The organism is Bradyrhizobium sp. USDA 223, from assembly GCF_044909005.1.
GTDB lineage: Bacteria > Pseudomonadota > Alphaproteobacteria > Rhizobiales > Xanthobacteraceae > Bradyrhizobium > Bradyrhizobium yuanmingense.
Map to the genome: position 1 here is coordinate 95,702 of NZ_JBIYDR010000001.1, position 16,981 is coordinate 112,682.

Consider the following 16,981-nt stretch of genomic DNA (forward strand, 5'->3'; position numbering starts at 1 on the left):
GATTCCTTCGCACCGAGTTGATTCGGCGGGCGGCTTCGATGCGCAAAGGGCTGTTCTGGCTCAACCACAAGCAGTGGGCTCAGATAAAGCCGCATCTGCCCACGAACCAGACTGGCCCGGCGCGCGATGACGATCGGCGCATCATCAGCGTACCATTCACATGCTTCAGTGCGGCGCACGCTGGCGCGATTGCCCGCGCGACTATGGTCCGTACACGACGATCTACAATCGTTTCAATCGCCGGCCAACCGCGGACATTGACAGGCGATCTTTGAAGCACTCGCCCGCTGCGGCAAGGACGGCGTGACTTTGTCCATCGACTCCATCACGATCAAAGCGCATCGCTCGGCGAGCGGCGGAAAAGGGCGAGCATGAACAGGCGATCGGCCGCTCGCGCGGTGGGCGGATCACCAAAATCCACGCGCTGAGCGACCCTGATTGCAGGCCTTGCGCATTTGATCTCACTCCATGGCAAGCCGCAGATCTTACTGCAGGTCGGCCCTCTTGGAACTCGCGCCGCCGATGTCTACCCTCTTTGGCGACAAAGGCTACGACGGCGTCGGCTTTCGTGCCGAAATCGTCAATCGCGGCGCAAAGCCCGTCACTCCAAACAAATCCGACGGGTAACCCTCCACACCTTCAGTAAGCGTGCCTACAAAAGGCGCAACGTTCTCGAGCGCTGTTTCAGCCGTCTAAGGATTTCAGGCGTGTCGCAACCCGATGACAAACTCGCCAGGAATTTCTTGGCTACCATCCACCTCGCCGCCATCACTGCCTATTGGATTACTTCAGCCTGAACCCTAACAGTCGAGTTATAGCCAGTGTTTTGACAGGCCTGGCCCATGGCATGAGTTGACGCATGAAAACTCGTGCGATTGTGGCCTCGAATGTGCGTCAGATCCGCTGAGATCAAGGTGTTTCACAAAGCTAAATTACCCACGAGGCCGGGATTGACCGCTCCTACATGAGTGGCCTTGAGCCGCCATGGGAAGACCCAGACAATTGATTTTCTCGACCGTATCGCCGAAAAAGCTGGACGTCGATTTTTTTGATGTTTGTGCAGCCGCCCAAACGCTGCGAGCTCTCCCGGTGGACTGGGGCATTCTGTTGGCACTGGAAAGTGCGACCGGCGCGGCCTAACGCGGTAACTTAACGTCCCCATGTTTGACGGAAGCTATCCGCTCATTCAGGTCGGCTAGCCCGCCGGCCTTGGGTTTATTGCAGTCGACCGGCGAGCCGCGGTTCGGAAGGATGACGATCTTTCATGTAGATTCTGGTCTACACGACCGGGCGGCTCTCCACTTAGCCGAAGATAACATCATGGGACGGACCCGCATCGGCTTGCTGTTCCAAGTTCGTCTTGCTGCGCGGGCTGCGATGTACTGCCGTACGCGAACTTCGTCGTCGCGCGCGTGTTATGAAGGTGCAGCATCTCACAAATCCGTCACCGATGTTTGCGTTGGATGCAGCCGCAATCAGTCCCGCAATTTCTCGACTGCCATGTTCGCAGGTCTAGCTTTGGGAAAGCTGACCGGGCGCCGAGCCAAGCCGCATTGCTCTCCTATCCAGGACAGCCTGCCGGTCCTCGCTTCAGGCGTTGAGGCCTTGCGTATTGTGGTTTGACGTCCAGCTCAGCACTTGACCGGGATGTAGTCATGGCACTGCGGAACGGCCGACGAGAACGGTGAGCAGACCGTCGCCCCACAGCCGCTGCGCAGCTCTCTTGGCATCCTCCAACGTCACCCCGTCGACGATGGCGTCGTGCTTTTCGAGATAGTCGATCGGCAGCTTGTCAAGCTGGTGCTGCAACAGCGTTCGCGCCAGCTTCGATGATGTGTTGAGAGCCAGTATCTGCGAGCCCTTCAGATAAGACTTTGCATCGTCGAGTTCCTGCTGGGTTGGCCCTTCCTCGGCAATGTGGCGGGCCTGCGTCTCGATCTCTTCGACCGTTCCGTAGGCACGGTCGGCGCGCGTGCCGCTACCGCCGACGAAAACGGCCGAATGATTCATCCAAACCAGGTGCTGACCGACGTAATAGGCCAACCCGCGCTTATCCCGGACTTCGCGGAACAGCCGCGAGGTCGGACCGGCACCGCCAAGGATGTGGTTGACGACACGGGCCGCCATGAAATCGGGTTCACTGCGGCGGACGCCCGGACCGCCGAAAGCCACGACCGTCTGCGGTACGTCGAGCGGAATGAAGACCCGCTGCGGCGGCTTTGCCGCGACCACGTGAGGAACCGGCGTTGAATCCGAGCTGGCCGGCAGGCCGCCAAAACTGATGTCGAGCAGTTTGGAAAGGGCATCTGGATCGACGTCGCCAACCACCGCTATGTTGAGCGTGTCTTTGGCGATCACGCCTCGGAGGTAGCCCTTGAGATCCGCTACCTCTATCTTCGGCACGCTCTCGAGGGTACCTCTGGCCTGCCGAGCATAAGGATGATCCCTGAAGGCGACTTCGAAGAATTTGCGATTTGCGAGCGACGCCGGATTGGTCGAGTGATGTCGAAGGTTCGCAAGCACTCCGGCACGAATCCGTTCGACATCGGCTGGGTCGAAACGTGGTGAGGTTAGCGCCATCCGTAAGAGGTCAAAGGCTTCCTCCTTGGTGTCCTTGAGCATGTGCAAGCTACCGCGGAAGTAGTCGCGATGCGATGCAAAGCTCAACTTAATGGCGCGGCCATCGAGCCGCTCGTGAAAGGCCTTGGAGTCAAGATCGCCGGAGCCTTCGTCGAGCAGGCTAGCCACCATGTGCCCAACACCGGGCTTTTCGGCGGGATCCTGCGTCGCGCCGCCGCCGAAGGCATATTCCACCGTGATCAGCGGGACAGTTGCATCCTGCACCAACCATGCCTTTATACCGCAAGGCGAGACCAGCCGTTTGATCTTGGCCGCGGAAAGCGTGCTGCTGGCGGCAAACAAGCTTGGCCAGGCGAGCGTCGCGATTGACAGCGATGCTCCGGCGAGGAGAACCCCCCGTCGTGTGTAACAATAGGTCATGATCGCTTCTCCGCGTCTTTTTGGGATCGCTCTTTAGTGAGATAGCCTGTTACTGAGCGCTTCTTGTCGAGCCATTTGCGCGCGGCCTCGAGCACCTGTGCGTCACTAACAGCGCGGATGCCGTCCGGCCAGCCTCGGATCTCGTCGATGCTCTGTCCCGTCGTGAGCCGGCTGCCGTACCAGAGCGCAAGCTGTTCCTGGTCGTCGTGAGCATAGATTGCTTGCGCGATCAGCCGCGTCTTGACCCGCTCGATATCTTCGGCGCTCGCCGGATTATGCGCAATGCCGGCAATCACCTCGTCAATAGCGAATTCGAGCTGCCCGAAGTCGATGCCGGGTTTTGGTATGGCTGAAATCTCGAGTAGCCAATGATCGAGCTGGGCGGCCTCGTAGCCCGCCGAGGCGCTACTTGCGAGCTGCTTGTCAATTACCAGCGCGCGATAGAGATACGAATTGATGCCACCGCCCATCAATTCCGCGAGCACGTCAAGCACTGCGCTTTCGCCCGCACCCGCGGTGCGCGCCGACGGCACGAGATAGTAGCGGTACAGCGCTGGCTGCTCAACGCGGGCATCGGCCAGCGTCACGTTGCGCGGCGCGGCCGGCGTCGGCTCCTGAGGTCGCAAGCGTTCTGCGGGGATCGATGGTTGCGGGGGGATGCGGCCAAAACTCGTCTCTACCAGCGGGCGGATCTCGCCCGCCTCTACGTCACCGGCGATGATCAGGATAGCGTTGTTTGGTGCATAGAACCGCTTATAGAAGCCGAGCGCGTCCTCACGACCAAGCTCTTCGATCTCCTGCCGCCAGCCGATAATGGGGCGACCGTATGGGTGGTTAAGGTAAAGCGCCGCCATCATCTGCTCGACGAGCCGCGCACCCGGATCGTTGGCGGCCCCATTTAGTTCCTCGAGCACGACATCGCGCTCGGACGACACCTGTTCATCTTCGAGGATGAGACCGGTCATGCGGTCGGCCTCAAATTCCAGCATCTTTCCGAGCTGCCCGCGCGGAACATGCTGGAAATAGCCGGTATAGTCGGTCCAGGTGAAGGCATTTTGGTAGCCGCCGACGCGCAGCACGGCCTGGTCAAATTCACCGGGCGGATGTTTGGATGTGCCCTTGAACATCAGATGTTCGAGGAAATGCGCCAGCCCCGATTTTCCAGGTGGCTCGTCGGCCGAGCCGACTTTATACCAGATCATCTGAGTTACGACGGGCGTCCGATGATCCGGAATCACCACAACCTCGAGCCCATTCTGAAGCGCAAAGCTGGCTGGTCGATCCCACCTCGCCTGAGCAAGAACGCCGCCCTCGTGTGAACCGTATCGGTTAGGAGTAGTGCTATCCCTCGTTCCGTCTTCGACCAGCGTAGTCCGCGTCATCGGGAAGGCACCTGCGGCGGTCTCCTTTGTGTTGGCGGTGACCGAACTCCGATCGCTCATGGTAACGCCTTTCGTTCCATATATATGCACCGACTGTGGCGGAGCAGAACAAGACTTGGCGGCCGCACACCGTCCGAAATGCAATGAAGCAAAGGCGAGGCCATTTGCCATGGGATGCGCCAGGGCGCGCGCCACCTGGATATAAAGCAGAACCAACGCTTATCCTGTCCAAAGGGCCGCTGTCGCCATGTCGTGAACACGACATGGCGCAAGCAGCCCTACAATTTGCCGAGATTGTAGAGCGACAACTTGCTCACATAGATTGGGCTGAGAGTTGATACGACAGCTAAACTTGTTGCAGCTTGCTATTAGACGTTTCGCTGCTGTGTCTTTTCCATATTCTGGAGTTACTACTCTGACGGTTGGTTCGCACGGAAACGGTAGAGCCAACGAGCGTCAGCTCCTTCAGGAACGTCCGCTTCTCCCGCTTGGTCGGCTCGGATCAATCACCCATTCCAGTGCGCTTATGTGGATCTGCTGCCGTGAGTTAGTGCTGCCGAGCATCGAACGCCACGGAGAGATCGAGCTCCAACTGATCCTACTCCTTGCGCCCGAGCATCTCGTCTGCTCCGCCGATCGCGACTCGCCGACAAGAACGGAGGCCTCCTTGCGTGCAAGGTCTGGTGTCCAAGGGCATCGTGAGGACCGATGGTGACGAAGCGGTGCCGACCGAACGCTGGGTACTTGAGAACGTATGTCGCTTTGTCGCGTTGACGTTTACGACGGGAAACGGCACGCCTTGATCATCCGTATGTAGCGATACCGGATACCGTTGATGACGAAGACCAAAGAGATGTCTAATGCCTGGACGTATACGCGTCGTACGATGCTGTTGGGCAGTAGCTTCTTGGGTAGCGCGTTGTTCGGGGGCGTTACGGTGCCTACACCCAATCGGCCGCAGCGCAAGGTTGCTATGGTGTTGAAGGCGGCCGACTCTCCCTTCGTCGTTGGGTGCACACAAGACGGCATTACCTCGTTGCGTTATCGTAACGATGCGTATGACACGGATTATGTTCTGCCTGGAGCCGTGCTGGGGACGGCTCACGCTAGAGTTCGGCGTGCCGGATCCGAGTGGCATACGCTTCGAACCGGCGTTGATGCAACGAAGCCGATGCATAGCGCGGCCCTCGAACTAGCAGCCCGCGATGCTGGTGTCCTTCTCACGACCCGCCTCGCAGTCGACGAGGCTGGACTGACGTGGGAGATCATGCTGCGGAACGACGGCATGGCGAGCGTGGAGGTTGGCGACCTCTATTTACCCATGCCGATGAACACCGAATTTCCGGCAGGGCAACCGGTATCGATGGCTGTTTTGAAGCACAGCTTCGTCTCGGGGCATGGATCGCACATCCTCTGGATTCGCGGCAACAGCACCGGTCCGTTCCTCATGCTCTTACCGGAAGCGGACACGTCACTGGAATATTGGGATGTCCACAAGGATTCGGCCGAAGCCAGTGGGACGTGGTGCGCCTACATCTTGGGCGGGGCGGCCGCCGGCGAGGCAGTGGCGGGCGGGACTCGCTGGCGACAGCCGACCCATTCCCTGTCCCTGTCGCCGGCCGAGCAACGGCGTTACCGTCTCCGCTTCCAGTGGGTTGCCGATTACGAGGCGGCGCGCAGGGCTATCGCGGACGCCGGTCTGGTGGACGTGGAAGTAATGCCGGGCATGACGGTTCCCAACGACCTGCATGTCGACATCGCGCTCGCGTCCTCCATTCCGGTGGAGCGAATTGAGGCGGAATTTACCGGCGACACGGTGGTGCAACGGTTGCCGGATCGGGCTGGCAGGCGACTGTGGCGGGTTCGCTTTTCGCGATTGGGCGAGAACCGGCTGACTCTGCACCAGCCGGGTGCGCGCCAGACCTTTCTTGAATTCTTCGCTACCGAGCCCGTCGAGACGATGATGAAGAAGCGCGCAACCTTCATCGTGAAGCGGCAGCATCGTGACCCGTCCAAATGGTACGACGGTTTGTTTGGCGAGTGGAATATGGAGACGCAGGTCCTGCTTGGCCCGGACAATTACGACCGGATCAAGGGCTGGCGCATCTACGAGGTGACGTGCGACGATCCCGGGCTGAGCAAGCCCGCTTACCTCGCGACCAAGAATGCCGAGCATCCTGATGTGGCGGAAGTGGCGGCGCTGGATCGGTATATAGATACGTTCGTCTGGGGCGGGCTGCAACGTACCACACAGGAGGCATACGCCTACGGCCTCTACGGTATACCCGATTGGAAGCAGAACAGGGAAAGCAGCGATCCCGGCCCAAAGGGCCGCCTGCATATCTGGCGGCCTTATGACTATCCGCACATCTTCGCGATGTATTTGGCCATGCACCGCATCGCGCGTGACCATCCCGCGATACCCACCCACCAGAGCGCACGAGATTATTTGGTACGCGCCTACGGTACGGCGCTGGCCATGTTCACGGTGCCGATGCGCGTGGTGATGTGGTCTGCCTACCGCACCGGCATCTGCAACGAATGTGTGATCCCCGAACTGGTTTCGGCGCTCACGACGGCGGGCTTGACGCGCGAGGCGGCGACGTTGGAGGCGCACTGGGCGCGTAAGGTGCGCGCCTTTGTCGATCCGAAGGCGGACCTGTTCAAGTCTGAATATCCGTTCGATTCCACAGCCTTCGAATCAACGCAGGCACTGGCGCGCTCGGCCCTTGACGACCCTGTCGCCATGGGGGTTTCGAAGGCGGCAGCGCGTGCCTTCGCCGAGCGTCAGATCGCTGCAAATCTGTTCTGCCGTGGCTGGCTGGAACCTGCTTATTACTACCTGGGCAGCGATTATCGCCGCACTGCGGGTGACGCCTATACGCTGACTTACATGGCGCAGATGGGTGGCTGGGCGCTGCTTGATCATGCGCTGAACGATGCGGACGACCCGCATCCGCTCCTTCGTCTCGGCTATGCGTCACAACTCAGCGCGTGGGCTTTGCTGAACAGCGGCCCTGCGTCGGCCGGTCATGGCTATTGGTATCCGGGCGAGGAGAATGACGGCGCGGCCGGTGGCGGCTTCGAGCCCGCGCCGAGCGGGACCACATGGCTCGGTCAGCCGCATCACCGTGGAACGTGGTATTACTCGTGCGAGATCGACCTGGGATTTTGTGGGGCGGTCCGCGCTGCTGCGACAATCGTTGCCGACGATCCCATCTTTGGGCAGGTTTGTCATGGTGGCATCATGGAGACGTTCGCTCACACCCTGCGTATCTGGCCACGTGATGGCGTGCGTCGACGGCTCAACGTGCGGCTCCAGTCTCTCCGATTGGACTTGGTGCTGCTCGACGCCCGATTCCGGGCGGATCGACCGATCATTCTGAATTTGGGGGAGGGGTGGATCAGCCTTACGCCTGAGCCCTTTGCCCCATCTGCATCGGGAGTGACGTTCGAATTGCGGTACGATGACGGGAGAAAGCGCAAGGAAGTCGTCGACATCACGGACAGCCAGATCGTCATCCGCTTGCCTGCGGCGCGCTTACCGCGGGTTCAACGCTAGGTTACCGATTATCGGGTGCGATCGGCACTTATGGCCTGCTGTTCCACGAGGCTTCCGAGGCGATGACGATCATCCCCGCAAATCCCGAGCATCTGGCGCACGTATCCGCATCGCCGCGGTGCTGCATACCTCGGGTTCGGCGATGAACCACCATCCGCGCATCCACATGATCGTGCCGGGGGGCCGACGGCAAATTCAATATCGTTGAAATATGGAAAACGTGAATGCCGTGGCCGCCCTCTCCCGGGAGAATCGCCTCTAGGCTATCAATCGGCACTGGAATGGGACCCCCATCGGCGTCCAACAGGGGCTCTGACTCATATGTGGAACGGCCCGGGCTGCAAGATCTTTCTCTGGTTGAACAAGGGATGACGGTGCGGTCATATGTTCGGCCCGTAAACGTGGCGCCTGGCCGCTGGCCACGATGATATCCGCGGAAGCAATCGCCCAGTCAATTTCTCCCGCTCGAAGCGCAGTGAGTCAGGCGGTCTGATCGCTACCGGGAATGTCGTCATTCGGGGGGCATCCAGATTTGCACCTTTCTCCTCGGCAGCTTTCTTCTTCCGCCGGGGAACTATTAGGATTAGGTTTTCAGCATTGCAGCCGGCTCCTGATAGATGCCGCCTCTGACCAACAAGGCCCAGATGGTGCGCGCAACCTTATTGGCGAGCGCCACCGATACGACGTTGACCGGCCGTCTTTGCAGCAAAGTCTGAATCCAGAGCGGGACTTTCAAGCCTCGTTTAGCAAGCTTGATGATTGAGGTCGCACAAACGATCGAGAGCGTTTGTAGTTGCCGATTTCCACGCTTTGATATCGCCCGAGCCTTTCTTTCCCGCCGCTTGACTGCGACCTCGGCGTCAGCCCCCGTCCAGGCCGGAGGATGACGATGGTCCCGATCCATCGGCGCCGCCCCCCGCGGCGCCAGTTGCGGCGGCCGCGGTTTCTGTGTCATCCGCTCGCCGCACGCGCGGCGCGAACTTCCATGTCGCCGGCGACGGCGCCCTGGCAAAGGGCTGGAAGGATCGCGCGCGCGACAATATCTCCGCGATCCGGCTTGTCGCCGTGATGGTCCACTTCCTGGTAGCCAAATTTACCATCAATGGTCATTGGCCATCAACTCCAGAACCGCTTCGCTTGATAGGCAATCCTGCGTAACTGGCAAATTGCCATCTTTGCTGCTTGAGAACTTCGCTGGGTGGTCAGCTTTTCTGCGACCCGAGACCGCAATTCGGAACGATTTGTCGCTATCGCGCAGTGTCGACGGGTTAAGCTCAGGGAGCAAGGTCACACGGTCCGCTCGGCATCTGGGGGTTTGAAATCCTGCGAAGCCTGTCAAATATCGCTGAATTCCTGCACCATTTTATCGGCTGCGTCGCGATATCACTGCTCGCTTCCGATAAGAAGGGCGCGTCAGGCAGGGAGTTTTCAAATGAAGGTCGGAGTCCCAAAGGAAATCAAGGCGCACGAATATCGCGTGGGCCTTACTCCTGGAGCTGCCCGCGAATACGTGGCAGCAGGCCACAGCGTGATGATCGAGACCAATGCGGGCGCTGGCATTGGTGCAACCGATGACGATTATCGCAATGCTGGCGCAACGATTTTACCTTCTGCCGTTGAGGTATTCGCCTTGAGCGAGATGATCGTAAAGGTCAAGGAGCCTCAGCCGTCCGAATGGTCTCAGCTGCGTGAGAATCACATCCTCTTCACTTATCTGCATCTGGCTCCCGACCTGGACCAGGCCACCGGCCTCCTGGAATCAGGATGCACCGCGATCGCCTATGAGACGGTAACTGATGCGCATGGTGGTCTACCACTGCTGGCGCCGATGAGCGAGGTCGCGGGTAGGCTTGCGATCGAAGCGGCGGGTAGCGCCCTAAAGCGGAGTACAGGCGGACGAGGACTGCTGATCGGTGGGGTGCCCGGTGTTCAGCCTGCCCGAATCGTGGTGATCGGAGGTGGCGTCGTCGGTACGCACGCGGCACGCATGGCGGTCGGTCTGGGCGCAGAAGTGACCATCATCGATCGTTCGATAATCCGGCTCCGCGAGCTGGATGAGCTATTCGAAGGACGCGTTCGCACCAGATTTTCAACCATCGAGTCCGTAGAGGAAGAGGTTTTTGCGGCGGATGTGGTGATTGGTGCCGTGCTCGTTCCAGGTGCGAGCGCGCCGAAGCTGGTCCGCCGGAGCATGCTGAGCTCGATGCGCAAGAGAGCGGTACTCGTGGACGTCGCTATCGATCAGGGCGGCTGCTTTGAGACATCACACCCAACCACTCACGCTGATCCAACTTACGAAGAAGATGGCATCATTCATTATTGTGTGGCCAATATGCCCGGCGCCGTTCCGCTGACCTCGAGTCAAGCACTGAATAACGCAACTCTGCCGTTTGGTTTGGCTCTGGCCAACAAGGGGTTTTCCGCCGTACTGGAAAATCCACATTTGCGCGCAGGCCTCAACGTCCATCGAGGCCGGCTAACTTACAAAGCGGTGGCCGAAAGCCTCGGGCTGCCCTTCTCACCCATCGAACAGGCGGCGGCGTGATCCCAAAGGCCCTCATGGCCGTTTCCTCCGTGACTAAGCCACCCTTTGGGGTGGCTTTTTTTCGGCTACATCAATCGGCTGACCGCTGCCGGCATCTACTTTGACCGCGAAGCGTAGCGGAGGATCACCAGACGAACACCTGGCTTCAGTCGCCTGCACGAGGGGGAGCCAGTGTACTTTTGCCCCATACAGCGCATGTGCCGGTTTCGCCGGCAATACGGGGCAACTGAAAATGCGTCCCGCGGGCCCCGAGAGGGACGCGCATCACGGGTGTGACTGTATCTGGAGCGGCCGCCGCGACCTTCTGACTGGCTGCGGCGAGGCGGACCGGTGAGGACCTGCCGGTTGCTGCCCGTGATGCTGTCGCGTAAGCCGCGGCTGTCCCGGTGAGTGGAATCAACAAGATGCGCTCTGGGTTAGACCCGCGGGGAACTCTGTGATGCCGCGCGACGCATCGATCTTAGCCGTGGCACGGCGGCGTTGGGGAGGATCTCAGATCGTCCCCTTAAGTCTGGCAACGGTCGTTCACCTGATCGCTAACTGCTGTGAATCGACCATGCGCAAATCAAAGCATCGAGATCAAGCCGCCACGGCCCTTGTAGGATTTGCGACAGCGTGTCGACGCGGCGATTTGCGTTATTGAAAATACTCTAGACGAATCAAGCTCAAACTGTCTGGCACAAGACTTGATAGCAAGACACTGTCCCGCACCTTTTGCTTATGGAATCGCAGTGATGGCTTACAAGATAATCGCGTCCCAGTGCACCGTCTGCGGTGCGTGTGAGTTCGAGTGTCCCAATGCCGCGATCAGCCTGAAGAACGACATATATGTGATCAATCCGTCCCAGTGTACCCAATGTGAAGGGCATTTTGACGCGCCACAATGCGCCGTCGTTTGCCCGGTGCCCGATACATGCGTGCCGGCAAAGGTCGGGTAGCCGACGAGAGGAGCTCCCGTACGAAACATAATGAAAACGCTATCGACACCGCCGCCTTTCCTATCCGTCTCCTGTTTTCTCACATGCTAGCCGCGAGTCCGTGGTGACTTGCGCGAGTCGCTCGCAGAGCTTGCGGCGTAATGAGCGTGCCGTCCCGAGACCCCGGCAAAGGGACAGGAGTGGGCTTTAGTGCTTCTAAATTTTTCTAGCAAAAGTTCTTCACGACTAAATACAGCCGTCACCGCATTGCTAGAATGCGCCAGCTTTTCACTCCGACTGAAGCCGGGGGCGCGATGCCCGAGGCTGAGATGATGCACGGGAGAGCGACATGGATGGTCGCGGCGATACCAACGTCACCAAGGCCGCTTCGGCGATCGAAGCTGACGATGCGGTCGACCAGCGCCTGGGTGAAACCGTGCGGCTGCTGCGGCAGCGCGCCGGCCTTTCGATCCAGGACGTCGCCAACAAGACCGGCCTGTCCACCGGCATGATCAGCCAGCTCGAACGCGCACGCGCGATGCCCTCGATCCGCACGCTGCGCCTGCTCGGCATCGCGCTCGACGTCCCCATCTCCTATTTTTTCGAGAGCAGCGATCCCGCCGACGGGCAGCGCTACATCGTGCGCAAGTCCAACCGGCGGCTGCTGCGACTCACCGCCAGCGGCGTCGTCAAGGAAGCGCTGACCCCGGAAGGCAAAGGCCAGCTCGAGCTCTACGAGCTCACGCTCAATCCCGGCGCCTCCTCCGGCACCGACTTCCTGCAGCACACCGGCGAGAAGGCGGGCTACATCCTCTCGGGCAGCCTGCGGCTTTGGCTCGACAACGAGGCCCATGTGCTGGAAGCCGGCGACAGCTTTCGTTTTCCGAGCATCGTGCCGCACATGTTCGACAACCCGACCCAGCAGGTGGCGCGCGTGATCTGGGTGACGACCCTGCGCCAGACCGATTCTCCGGCGTTTGAGGCGTCCTAGCATTCCAGTATCCGGTCGAGTTTCCGGCGTGACTACAATGAACTTCCTGCGGGCCGCACTGAACGCCCAGCGCAAGGCGCGCGGCGAGCAGGAATTCTCCACCCGCAAATTTTTGAAAAGAGACGGTTGGCTTAACATTGCCCAGGACATGCTCAAGCGCGGCTTCAATGTCGGCTTCTTCGGTGGCGAGAGGAAGCGCAACCAAGTTTTGGAGATGGCGCTGTTCCAGCCGAGCCTCTGCGTCCTCGACGAGATCGATGCTAGCCTCGACATCGACGCGCTGCGTATCGTCGCCAACGCAATCAACCGCTTGCGTTCGCCGGGTCGACGGCTCGCAAGGAATGCGTCCATCTGAACGCCGACTTCTGCGACATCGATTGCGAATTCTAAGTCATGACGGGTCACAAACTGTATGGCCCGACTGGGGTCGGGGTACTTTACGGCAAGTCTGAGCACTGGCCTCGATGTCGCCCTCCAATGGCGACGGGGAGATGATTCGCGAGTTCGCGTTCCAGTGTCGTTTACGGCGATCCGCCACACCGGTTCAAAGCGGGTACGCCGCCGATCGTCGAAGCCCATCGGTTTCGGCGCCGCTGTCGATTACATCAATTCAATAGGCAAGGTGCAGATCCACACGCCCGAGAAGATACTGCTCGCTTACCCGGAGGAGGGGCTCAGGCCATCAACTTCGTGCGCATGATCGGGACGCCGGCCGAGAAGGGCCGATCATTTCGTTTGAAGTGAAGGGAACACATGCGCATGATATTGCCACCATCCTTGACCGCGCCGGTGTAGCCGTGCGGGCGGGGGCGCACTGTGCGATGCCGCTGCTCAAGTGTTTCGGCCTGCTGGCGACGTGCCGTGTGTCCCTTGGACTACAATACATGCGAAGAGCTCGATGTGCTGTGCGTGCCCTTATCAGGCCGTGGCAACTGCTCGCGTGACCTGGCGAGCGTTCACGTGGCGAGGCAGCTCGCGTTGAGCTCTGCAGCATGGATCGTGCACGTCATCATCATCGCAGCAGGTGAGCATCTGTAGGTTTCAGTAAGTATAGAAGCATTGGCAAGCCTGTGTCGGCCAGCCGGCCTTGCGGCCGACTTCCGCCTTCAATCGCAGAGCGCTGCAGTCGCGGATAAGATCCAGAACTGGGTAGGGAATTTCAGGCAGAGCCCGCCTTGTTCCATTTCGAACGGGGCCACACCAAGAGTTCTCTGCGAAAGCGTGATGTCGGATTCGCAACAACGCCCGTGTCACCGCACGAGGCTCGCTAAGTAGTTTTGATTGTTGCAGTTTTGGTGCTCGCGAGACACTGGCATGCTGGTTGCAAAAGTCTTGGATCAAGAAGCCGCCCTCGCAACAGCAAACCTTTGAAGGACATCAGATGAGTCTCGCCACGACCCAGAGCACCGCAGAAATCAGGGCTCGCAACAAAGAGCTGATCGAGGAGGTGCTGAAGGTCTATCCGGAGAAAACCGCGAAACGGCGTGCCAAGCACCTCAATGTTCACCAGGCCGGAAAGTCAGACTGCGGCGTGAAGTCCAACATCAAATCCATACCTGGCGTGATGACGATCAGAGGCTGCGCCTATGCAGGGTCAAAGGGGGTGGTCTGGGGACCAATCAAGGACATGGTTCATATCAGCCATGGCCCCGTCGGCTGCGGTCAGTATTCGTGGGGCTCGCGTCGCAACTATTACGTTGGCACCACGGGTATCGATAGCTTTGTGACCCTGCAGTTCACCTCCGACTTCCAGGAGAAGGACATCGTATTCGGCGGCGACAAAAAACTGGTCAAAATTCTTGATGAAATCCAAGAGCTGTTTCCACTTAACAACGGCATCACGATCCAATCGGAATGCCCGATCGGATTGATCGGTGACGATATCGAAGCCGTGTCACGAGCGAAATCCAAGGAATATGGCGGCAAGACCATCGTGCCGGTCCGTTGTGAGGGCTTCCGGGGCGTGTCGCAGTCACTGGGCCATCACATTGCGAACGATGCGGTGCGCGATTGGATTTTCGGCCATCTCGAGGGCGATGGCAAACCCAAGTTCGAGCCGACGCCGTACGATGTTGCGATTATCGGAGACTACAATATCGGCGGCGACGCCTGGTCATCACGAATTCTGCTGGAGGAGATGGGCCTGCGGGTAATCGCGCAGTGGTCCGGCGACGGCTCACTGGCTGAGCTCGAAGCAACGCCGAAGGCAAAGCTTAACATTCTGCATTGCTACCGTTCGATGAACTACATCTCACGCCACATGGAAGAGAAGTTCGGTATCCCGTGGTGCGAGTACAATTTCTTCGGACCATCAAAGATCGCAGAGTCATTGCGCAAGATTGCGGGTTATTTCGACGACAAGATCAAGGAAGGCGCCGAGCGGGTAATCCAGAAGTATCAGCCGCTCGTGAATGCGGTGATCGCTAAATATCGGCCTCGCTTGGAGGGCAAGACGGTGATGCTGTACGTCGGCGGGCTCCGTCCGCGTCATGTTATTGGCGCATATGAGGACCTGGGGATGGAAGTCATTGGCACCGGATACGAGTTCGGTCACAACGATGACTATCAGCGCACAGCTCAGCACTACGTGAAGGACAGCACGCTTATCTACGATGACGTCAATGGCTATGAGTTCGAGCACTTCGTTGAAAAGCTCCAGCCTGACCTTGTAGGGTCGGGTATCAAGGAAAAGTACGTTTTTCAAAAGATGGGTGTGCCGTTCCGGCAGATGCACTCTTGGGACTATTCGGGTCCATATCACGGCTATGACGGATTCGCGATCTTTGCGCGCGACATGGACATGGCTGTCAACTCGCCGATTTGGAAGAAAACGAAGGCCCCCTGGAAGGAAGCTTCGAGGGCCAAGCTCCAGGCTGCGGAATAAAGCAACTCATCTCGCTTGGGAAAGCCGGGCGATACCAATCTCGACGATAGTGAAGGATTTCACCAATGGCGCAGAGTGCCGAGCACGTGATCGATCATGTCGAACTGTTCCGCGGTCCAGAATACCAGCAGATGCTGGCCAAGAAGAAGATATTCGAGAACCCTCGCCATCCCGCCGAGGTCGAACGTATCAAGGAATGGACGAAAACCGCCGAATATCGCGAGAAAAACTTCGCGCGAGAGGCGCTAGCGGTAAATCCGGCCAAGGCGTGCCAGCCGCTTGGCGCCGTATTCGCATCTGTTGGCTTTGAGCGCACGTTGCCCTTCGTCCACGGCTCGCAAGGCTGTGTGGCCTATTACCGCAGTCATTTGTCGCGGCACTTCAAGGAGCCTAGCTCCTGTGTCTCTTCGTCAATGACGGAAGACGCTGCCGTATTCGGCGGTCTGAACAACATGATCGACGGGCTCGCGAACAGCTACAACATGTATAAGCCCAAGATGATTGCCGTTTCCACAACCTGCATGGCCGAGGTGATCGGCGATGACCTCAACGCCTTCATCAAGACTTCGAAAGAAAAAGGCTCGGTTCCGGCGGACTTCGACGTGCCGTTCGCCCACACGCCGGCGTTCGTCGGCAGCCACGTCACCGGCTATGACAATGCGCTCAAGGGCATTCTGGAGCATTTTTGGGACGGCAAGGCCGGAACAGCGCCGAAGCTTGAGCGCAAACCGAATGGGGCGATCAACATCATTGGCGGGTTCGATGGCTATACCGTTGGGAACCTTCGCGAGATCAAGCGCATCTTGGAATTGATGGGCATCCAGCATACGGTTCTCGCCGACAATTCGGAAGTCTTTGATACTCCGACCGACGGCGAATTCCGGATGTATGACGGTGGTACGACGCTGGAGGATGCGGCGAACGCGATTCATGCCAAGGCGACTATCTCCATGCAACAGTGGTGCACGGAAAAGACGCTGCCATTCGTGGCGGAGCATGGCCAGGACGTCGTATCCTTCAACTACCCGGTGGGCTTATCTGCAACGGATGACTTCATCGTCGCGCTGTCACGCCTCAGCGGCAAGGAGATTCCCGAGCAACTTGCGCGAGAACGTGGCCGCCTGGTGGACGCCATCGCCGACTCCAGCGCGCATGTTCATGGCAAGAAGTTCGCGATCTATGGCGATCCGGATCTTTGCTATGGATTGGCTGCGTTTCTGCTCGAACTCGGCGCCGAACCGACCCATGTGCTGTCTACCAACGGCAACAAGGCATGGCAGGAAAAAATGCAGGCGCTGCTTGCAAGCTCGCCATTTGGACAGGGCTGCCAAGCCTATCCCGGCCGAGACCTCTGGCACATGCGCTCACTTCTGTTTACCGAGCCCGTCGATTTTCTGATTGGCAACACCTACGGGAAGTACCTGGAGCGTGATACCGGAACGCCACTGATCCGCATCGGCTTTCCGATTTTTGATCGGCATCACCATCACCGCTCCCCCCTATGGGGCTATCAGGGCGGCCTGAATGTGCTGGTGAAGATCCTGGACAAGATCTTCGACGAGATCGACAAAAACACCAACGTTCTTGGCAAAACGGACTACAGCTTCGACATCATTCGCTGATGAGCGACTGCGCGTGCCATCGCCCAAGCAATGGACGATGGCACGAGCACATGGTCGTTGACTTTGCAATTTGTTCGC

General features: G+C 59.0%; 12 protein-coding genes and 3 pseudogenes. 11 read left to right on the forward strand and 4 right to left on the reverse strand.

The genetic code is table 11. The annotated features are described in order from the left end of the window. Positions 1-38 precede the first annotated feature (38 nt). Positions 39-797, forward strand: a pseudogene (locus ABIA40_RS00430) (IS5 family transposase). A 187-nt stretch (positions 798-984) separates the two neighbouring features. Next, positions 985-1,140 carry a hypothetical protein gene (locus tag ABIA40_RS00435; protein ID WP_157784109.1) on the forward strand — a complete coding sequence of 52 codons (156 nt, stop codon included), beginning with the start codon at positions 985-987 and terminating at the stop codon, positions 1,138-1,140. Between the two features lie 513 nt (positions 1,141-1,653). Here ABIA40_RS00435 and ABIA40_RS00440 read toward each other — a convergent pair. Together ABIA40_RS00440 and ABIA40_RS00445 are read right to left on the reverse strand one after the other, a co-directional pair. Continuing rightward, a complete protein-coding gene (locus ABIA40_RS00440) occupies positions 1,654-3,000 on the reverse strand; it encodes a M16 family metallopeptidase (RefSeq protein ID WP_404538118.1) in 1,347 nt (448 codons plus the stop codon). Next, entirely contained in the window at positions 2,997-4,382 is a 1,386-nt protein-coding gene (locus tag ABIA40_RS00445) for a M16 family metallopeptidase (RefSeq protein ID WP_404546114.1), read from the reverse strand. The genes ABIA40_RS00440 and ABIA40_RS00445 overlap by 4 nt, the downstream gene beginning before the upstream one ends. 835 nt (positions 4,383-5,217) lie before the next feature. On the opposite strand from ABIA40_RS00445, the gene ABIA40_RS00450 reads away from it, so the two are divergent. Next, positions 5,218-7,944 (forward strand): DUF5695 domain-containing protein, encoded by a 2,727-nt coding sequence (locus ABIA40_RS00450; RefSeq protein WP_404538120.1) that lies wholly within the window; start codon positions 5,218-5,220, stop codon positions 7,942-7,944. 142 nt (positions 7,945-8,086) lie between these two features. Next, complete coding sequence (locus ABIA40_RS00455) at positions 8,087-8,152, forward strand: hypothetical protein (protein ID WP_370058635.1); 66 nt, start codon at positions 8,087-8,089, stop codon at positions 8,150-8,152. A 375-nt stretch (positions 8,153-8,527) separates the two neighbouring features. Here ABIA40_RS00455 and ABIA40_RS00460 read toward each other — a convergent pair whose 3' ends face one another. Together ABIA40_RS00460 and ABIA40_RS00465 are read right to left on the reverse strand one after the other, a co-directional pair. Continuing rightward, on the reverse strand, positions 8,528-8,899 hold the full coding sequence (locus ABIA40_RS00460; protein ID WP_404538123.1) for a hypothetical protein: 372 nt from the start codon (positions 8,897-8,899) through the stop codon (positions 8,528-8,530). Continuing rightward, a complete protein-coding gene (locus ABIA40_RS00465) occupies positions 8,896-9,054 on the reverse strand; it encodes a hypothetical protein (protein ID WP_404538126.1) in 159 nt (52 codons plus the stop codon). The genes ABIA40_RS00460 and ABIA40_RS00465 overlap by 4 nt, the downstream gene beginning before the upstream one ends. 322 nt (positions 9,055-9,376) lie before the next feature. Here ABIA40_RS00465 and ald point away from each other — a divergent pair, with 322 nt between their 5' ends. The 7 genes and pseudogenes from ald to nifK all read left to right on the forward strand — a co-directional run bounded on the left by ald (position 9,377) and on the right by nifK (position 16,903). Then, on the forward strand, positions 9,377-10,489 hold the full coding sequence (ald, locus tag ABIA40_RS00470; RefSeq protein ID WP_036014931.1) for an alanine dehydrogenase: 1,113 nt from the start codon (positions 9,377-9,379) through the stop codon (positions 10,487-10,489). A 734-nt stretch (positions 10,490-11,223) separates the two neighbouring features. Further along, entirely contained in the window at positions 11,224-11,427 is a 204-nt protein-coding gene (locus tag ABIA40_RS00475; RefSeq protein WP_036014930.1) for a 4Fe-4S binding protein, read from the forward strand. 328 nt (positions 11,428-11,755) lie between these two features. Further along, positions 11,756-12,397 (forward strand): cupin domain-containing protein, encoded by a 642-nt coding sequence (locus ABIA40_RS00480; protein WP_225124661.1) that lies wholly within the window; start codon positions 11,756-11,758, stop codon positions 12,395-12,397. Further along, positions 12,394-12,731, forward strand: a pseudogene (gene sufC, locus ABIA40_RS00485) (Fe-S cluster assembly ATPase SufC); the annotation flags it as partial. The gene ABIA40_RS00480 and the pseudogene sufC, both read left to right, overlap by 4 nt. Further along, positions 12,721-13,315, forward strand: a pseudogene (locus ABIA40_RS00490) (aminotransferase class V-fold PLP-dependent enzyme); the annotation flags it as partial. The pseudogenes sufC and ABIA40_RS00490, both read left to right, overlap by 11 nt. 463 nt (positions 13,316-13,778) lie before the next feature. Further along, a complete protein-coding gene (gene nifD / locus ABIA40_RS00495) occupies positions 13,779-15,281 on the forward strand; it encodes a nitrogenase molybdenum-iron protein alpha chain (RefSeq protein ID WP_036014927.1) in 1,503 nt (500 codons plus the stop codon). Between the two features lie 65 nt (positions 15,282-15,346). Beyond that, positions 15,347-16,903 (forward strand): nitrogenase molybdenum-iron protein subunit beta, encoded by a 1,557-nt coding sequence (nifK, locus tag ABIA40_RS00500; protein WP_404538131.1) that lies wholly within the window; start codon positions 15,347-15,349, stop codon positions 16,901-16,903. Positions 16,904-16,981 lie beyond the last annotated feature (78 nt).

Excerpts from the sequence above, each read along its gene's own strand:
- ABIA40_RS00435 (WP_157784109.1), top strand. The coding sequence starts at position 985 with ATGGGAAGACCCAGACAATTGATTTTCTCGACCGTATCGCCGAAAAAG.
- ABIA40_RS00440 (WP_404538118.1), bottom strand. The coding sequence starts at position 3,000 with ATGACCTATTGTTACACACGACGGGGGGTTCTCCTCGCCGGAGCATCG.
- ABIA40_RS00445 (WP_404546114.1), bottom strand. The coding sequence starts at position 4,382 with ATGACGCGGACTACGCTGGTCGAAGACGGAACGAGGGATAGCACTACT.
- ABIA40_RS00450 (WP_404538120.1), top strand. The coding sequence starts at position 5,218 with ATGACGAAGACCAAAGAGATGTCTAATGCCTGGACGTATACGCGTCGT.
- ABIA40_RS00460 (WP_404538123.1), bottom strand. The coding sequence starts at position 8,899 with ATGACACAGAAACCGCGGCCGCCGCAACTGGCGCCGCGGGGGGCGGCG.
- ABIA40_RS00465 (WP_404538126.1), bottom strand. The coding sequence starts at position 9,054 with ATGACCATTGATGGTAAATTTGGCTACCAGGAAGTGGACCATCACGGC.
- ald (WP_036014931.1), top strand. The coding sequence starts at position 9,377 with ATGAAGGTCGGAGTCCCAAAGGAAATCAAGGCGCACGAATATCGCGTG.
- ABIA40_RS00475 (WP_036014930.1), top strand. The coding sequence starts at position 11,224 with ATGGCTTACAAGATAATCGCGTCCCAGTGCACCGTCTGCGGTGCGTGT.
- ABIA40_RS00480 (WP_225124661.1), top strand. The coding sequence starts at position 11,756 with ATGGATGGTCGCGGCGATACCAACGTCACCAAGGCCGCTTCGGCGATC.
- nifD (WP_036014927.1), top strand. The coding sequence starts at position 13,779 with ATGAGTCTCGCCACGACCCAGAGCACCGCAGAAATCAGGGCTCGCAAC.
- nifK (WP_404538131.1), top strand. The coding sequence starts at position 15,347 with ATGGCGCAGAGTGCCGAGCACGTGATCGATCATGTCGAACTGTTCCGC.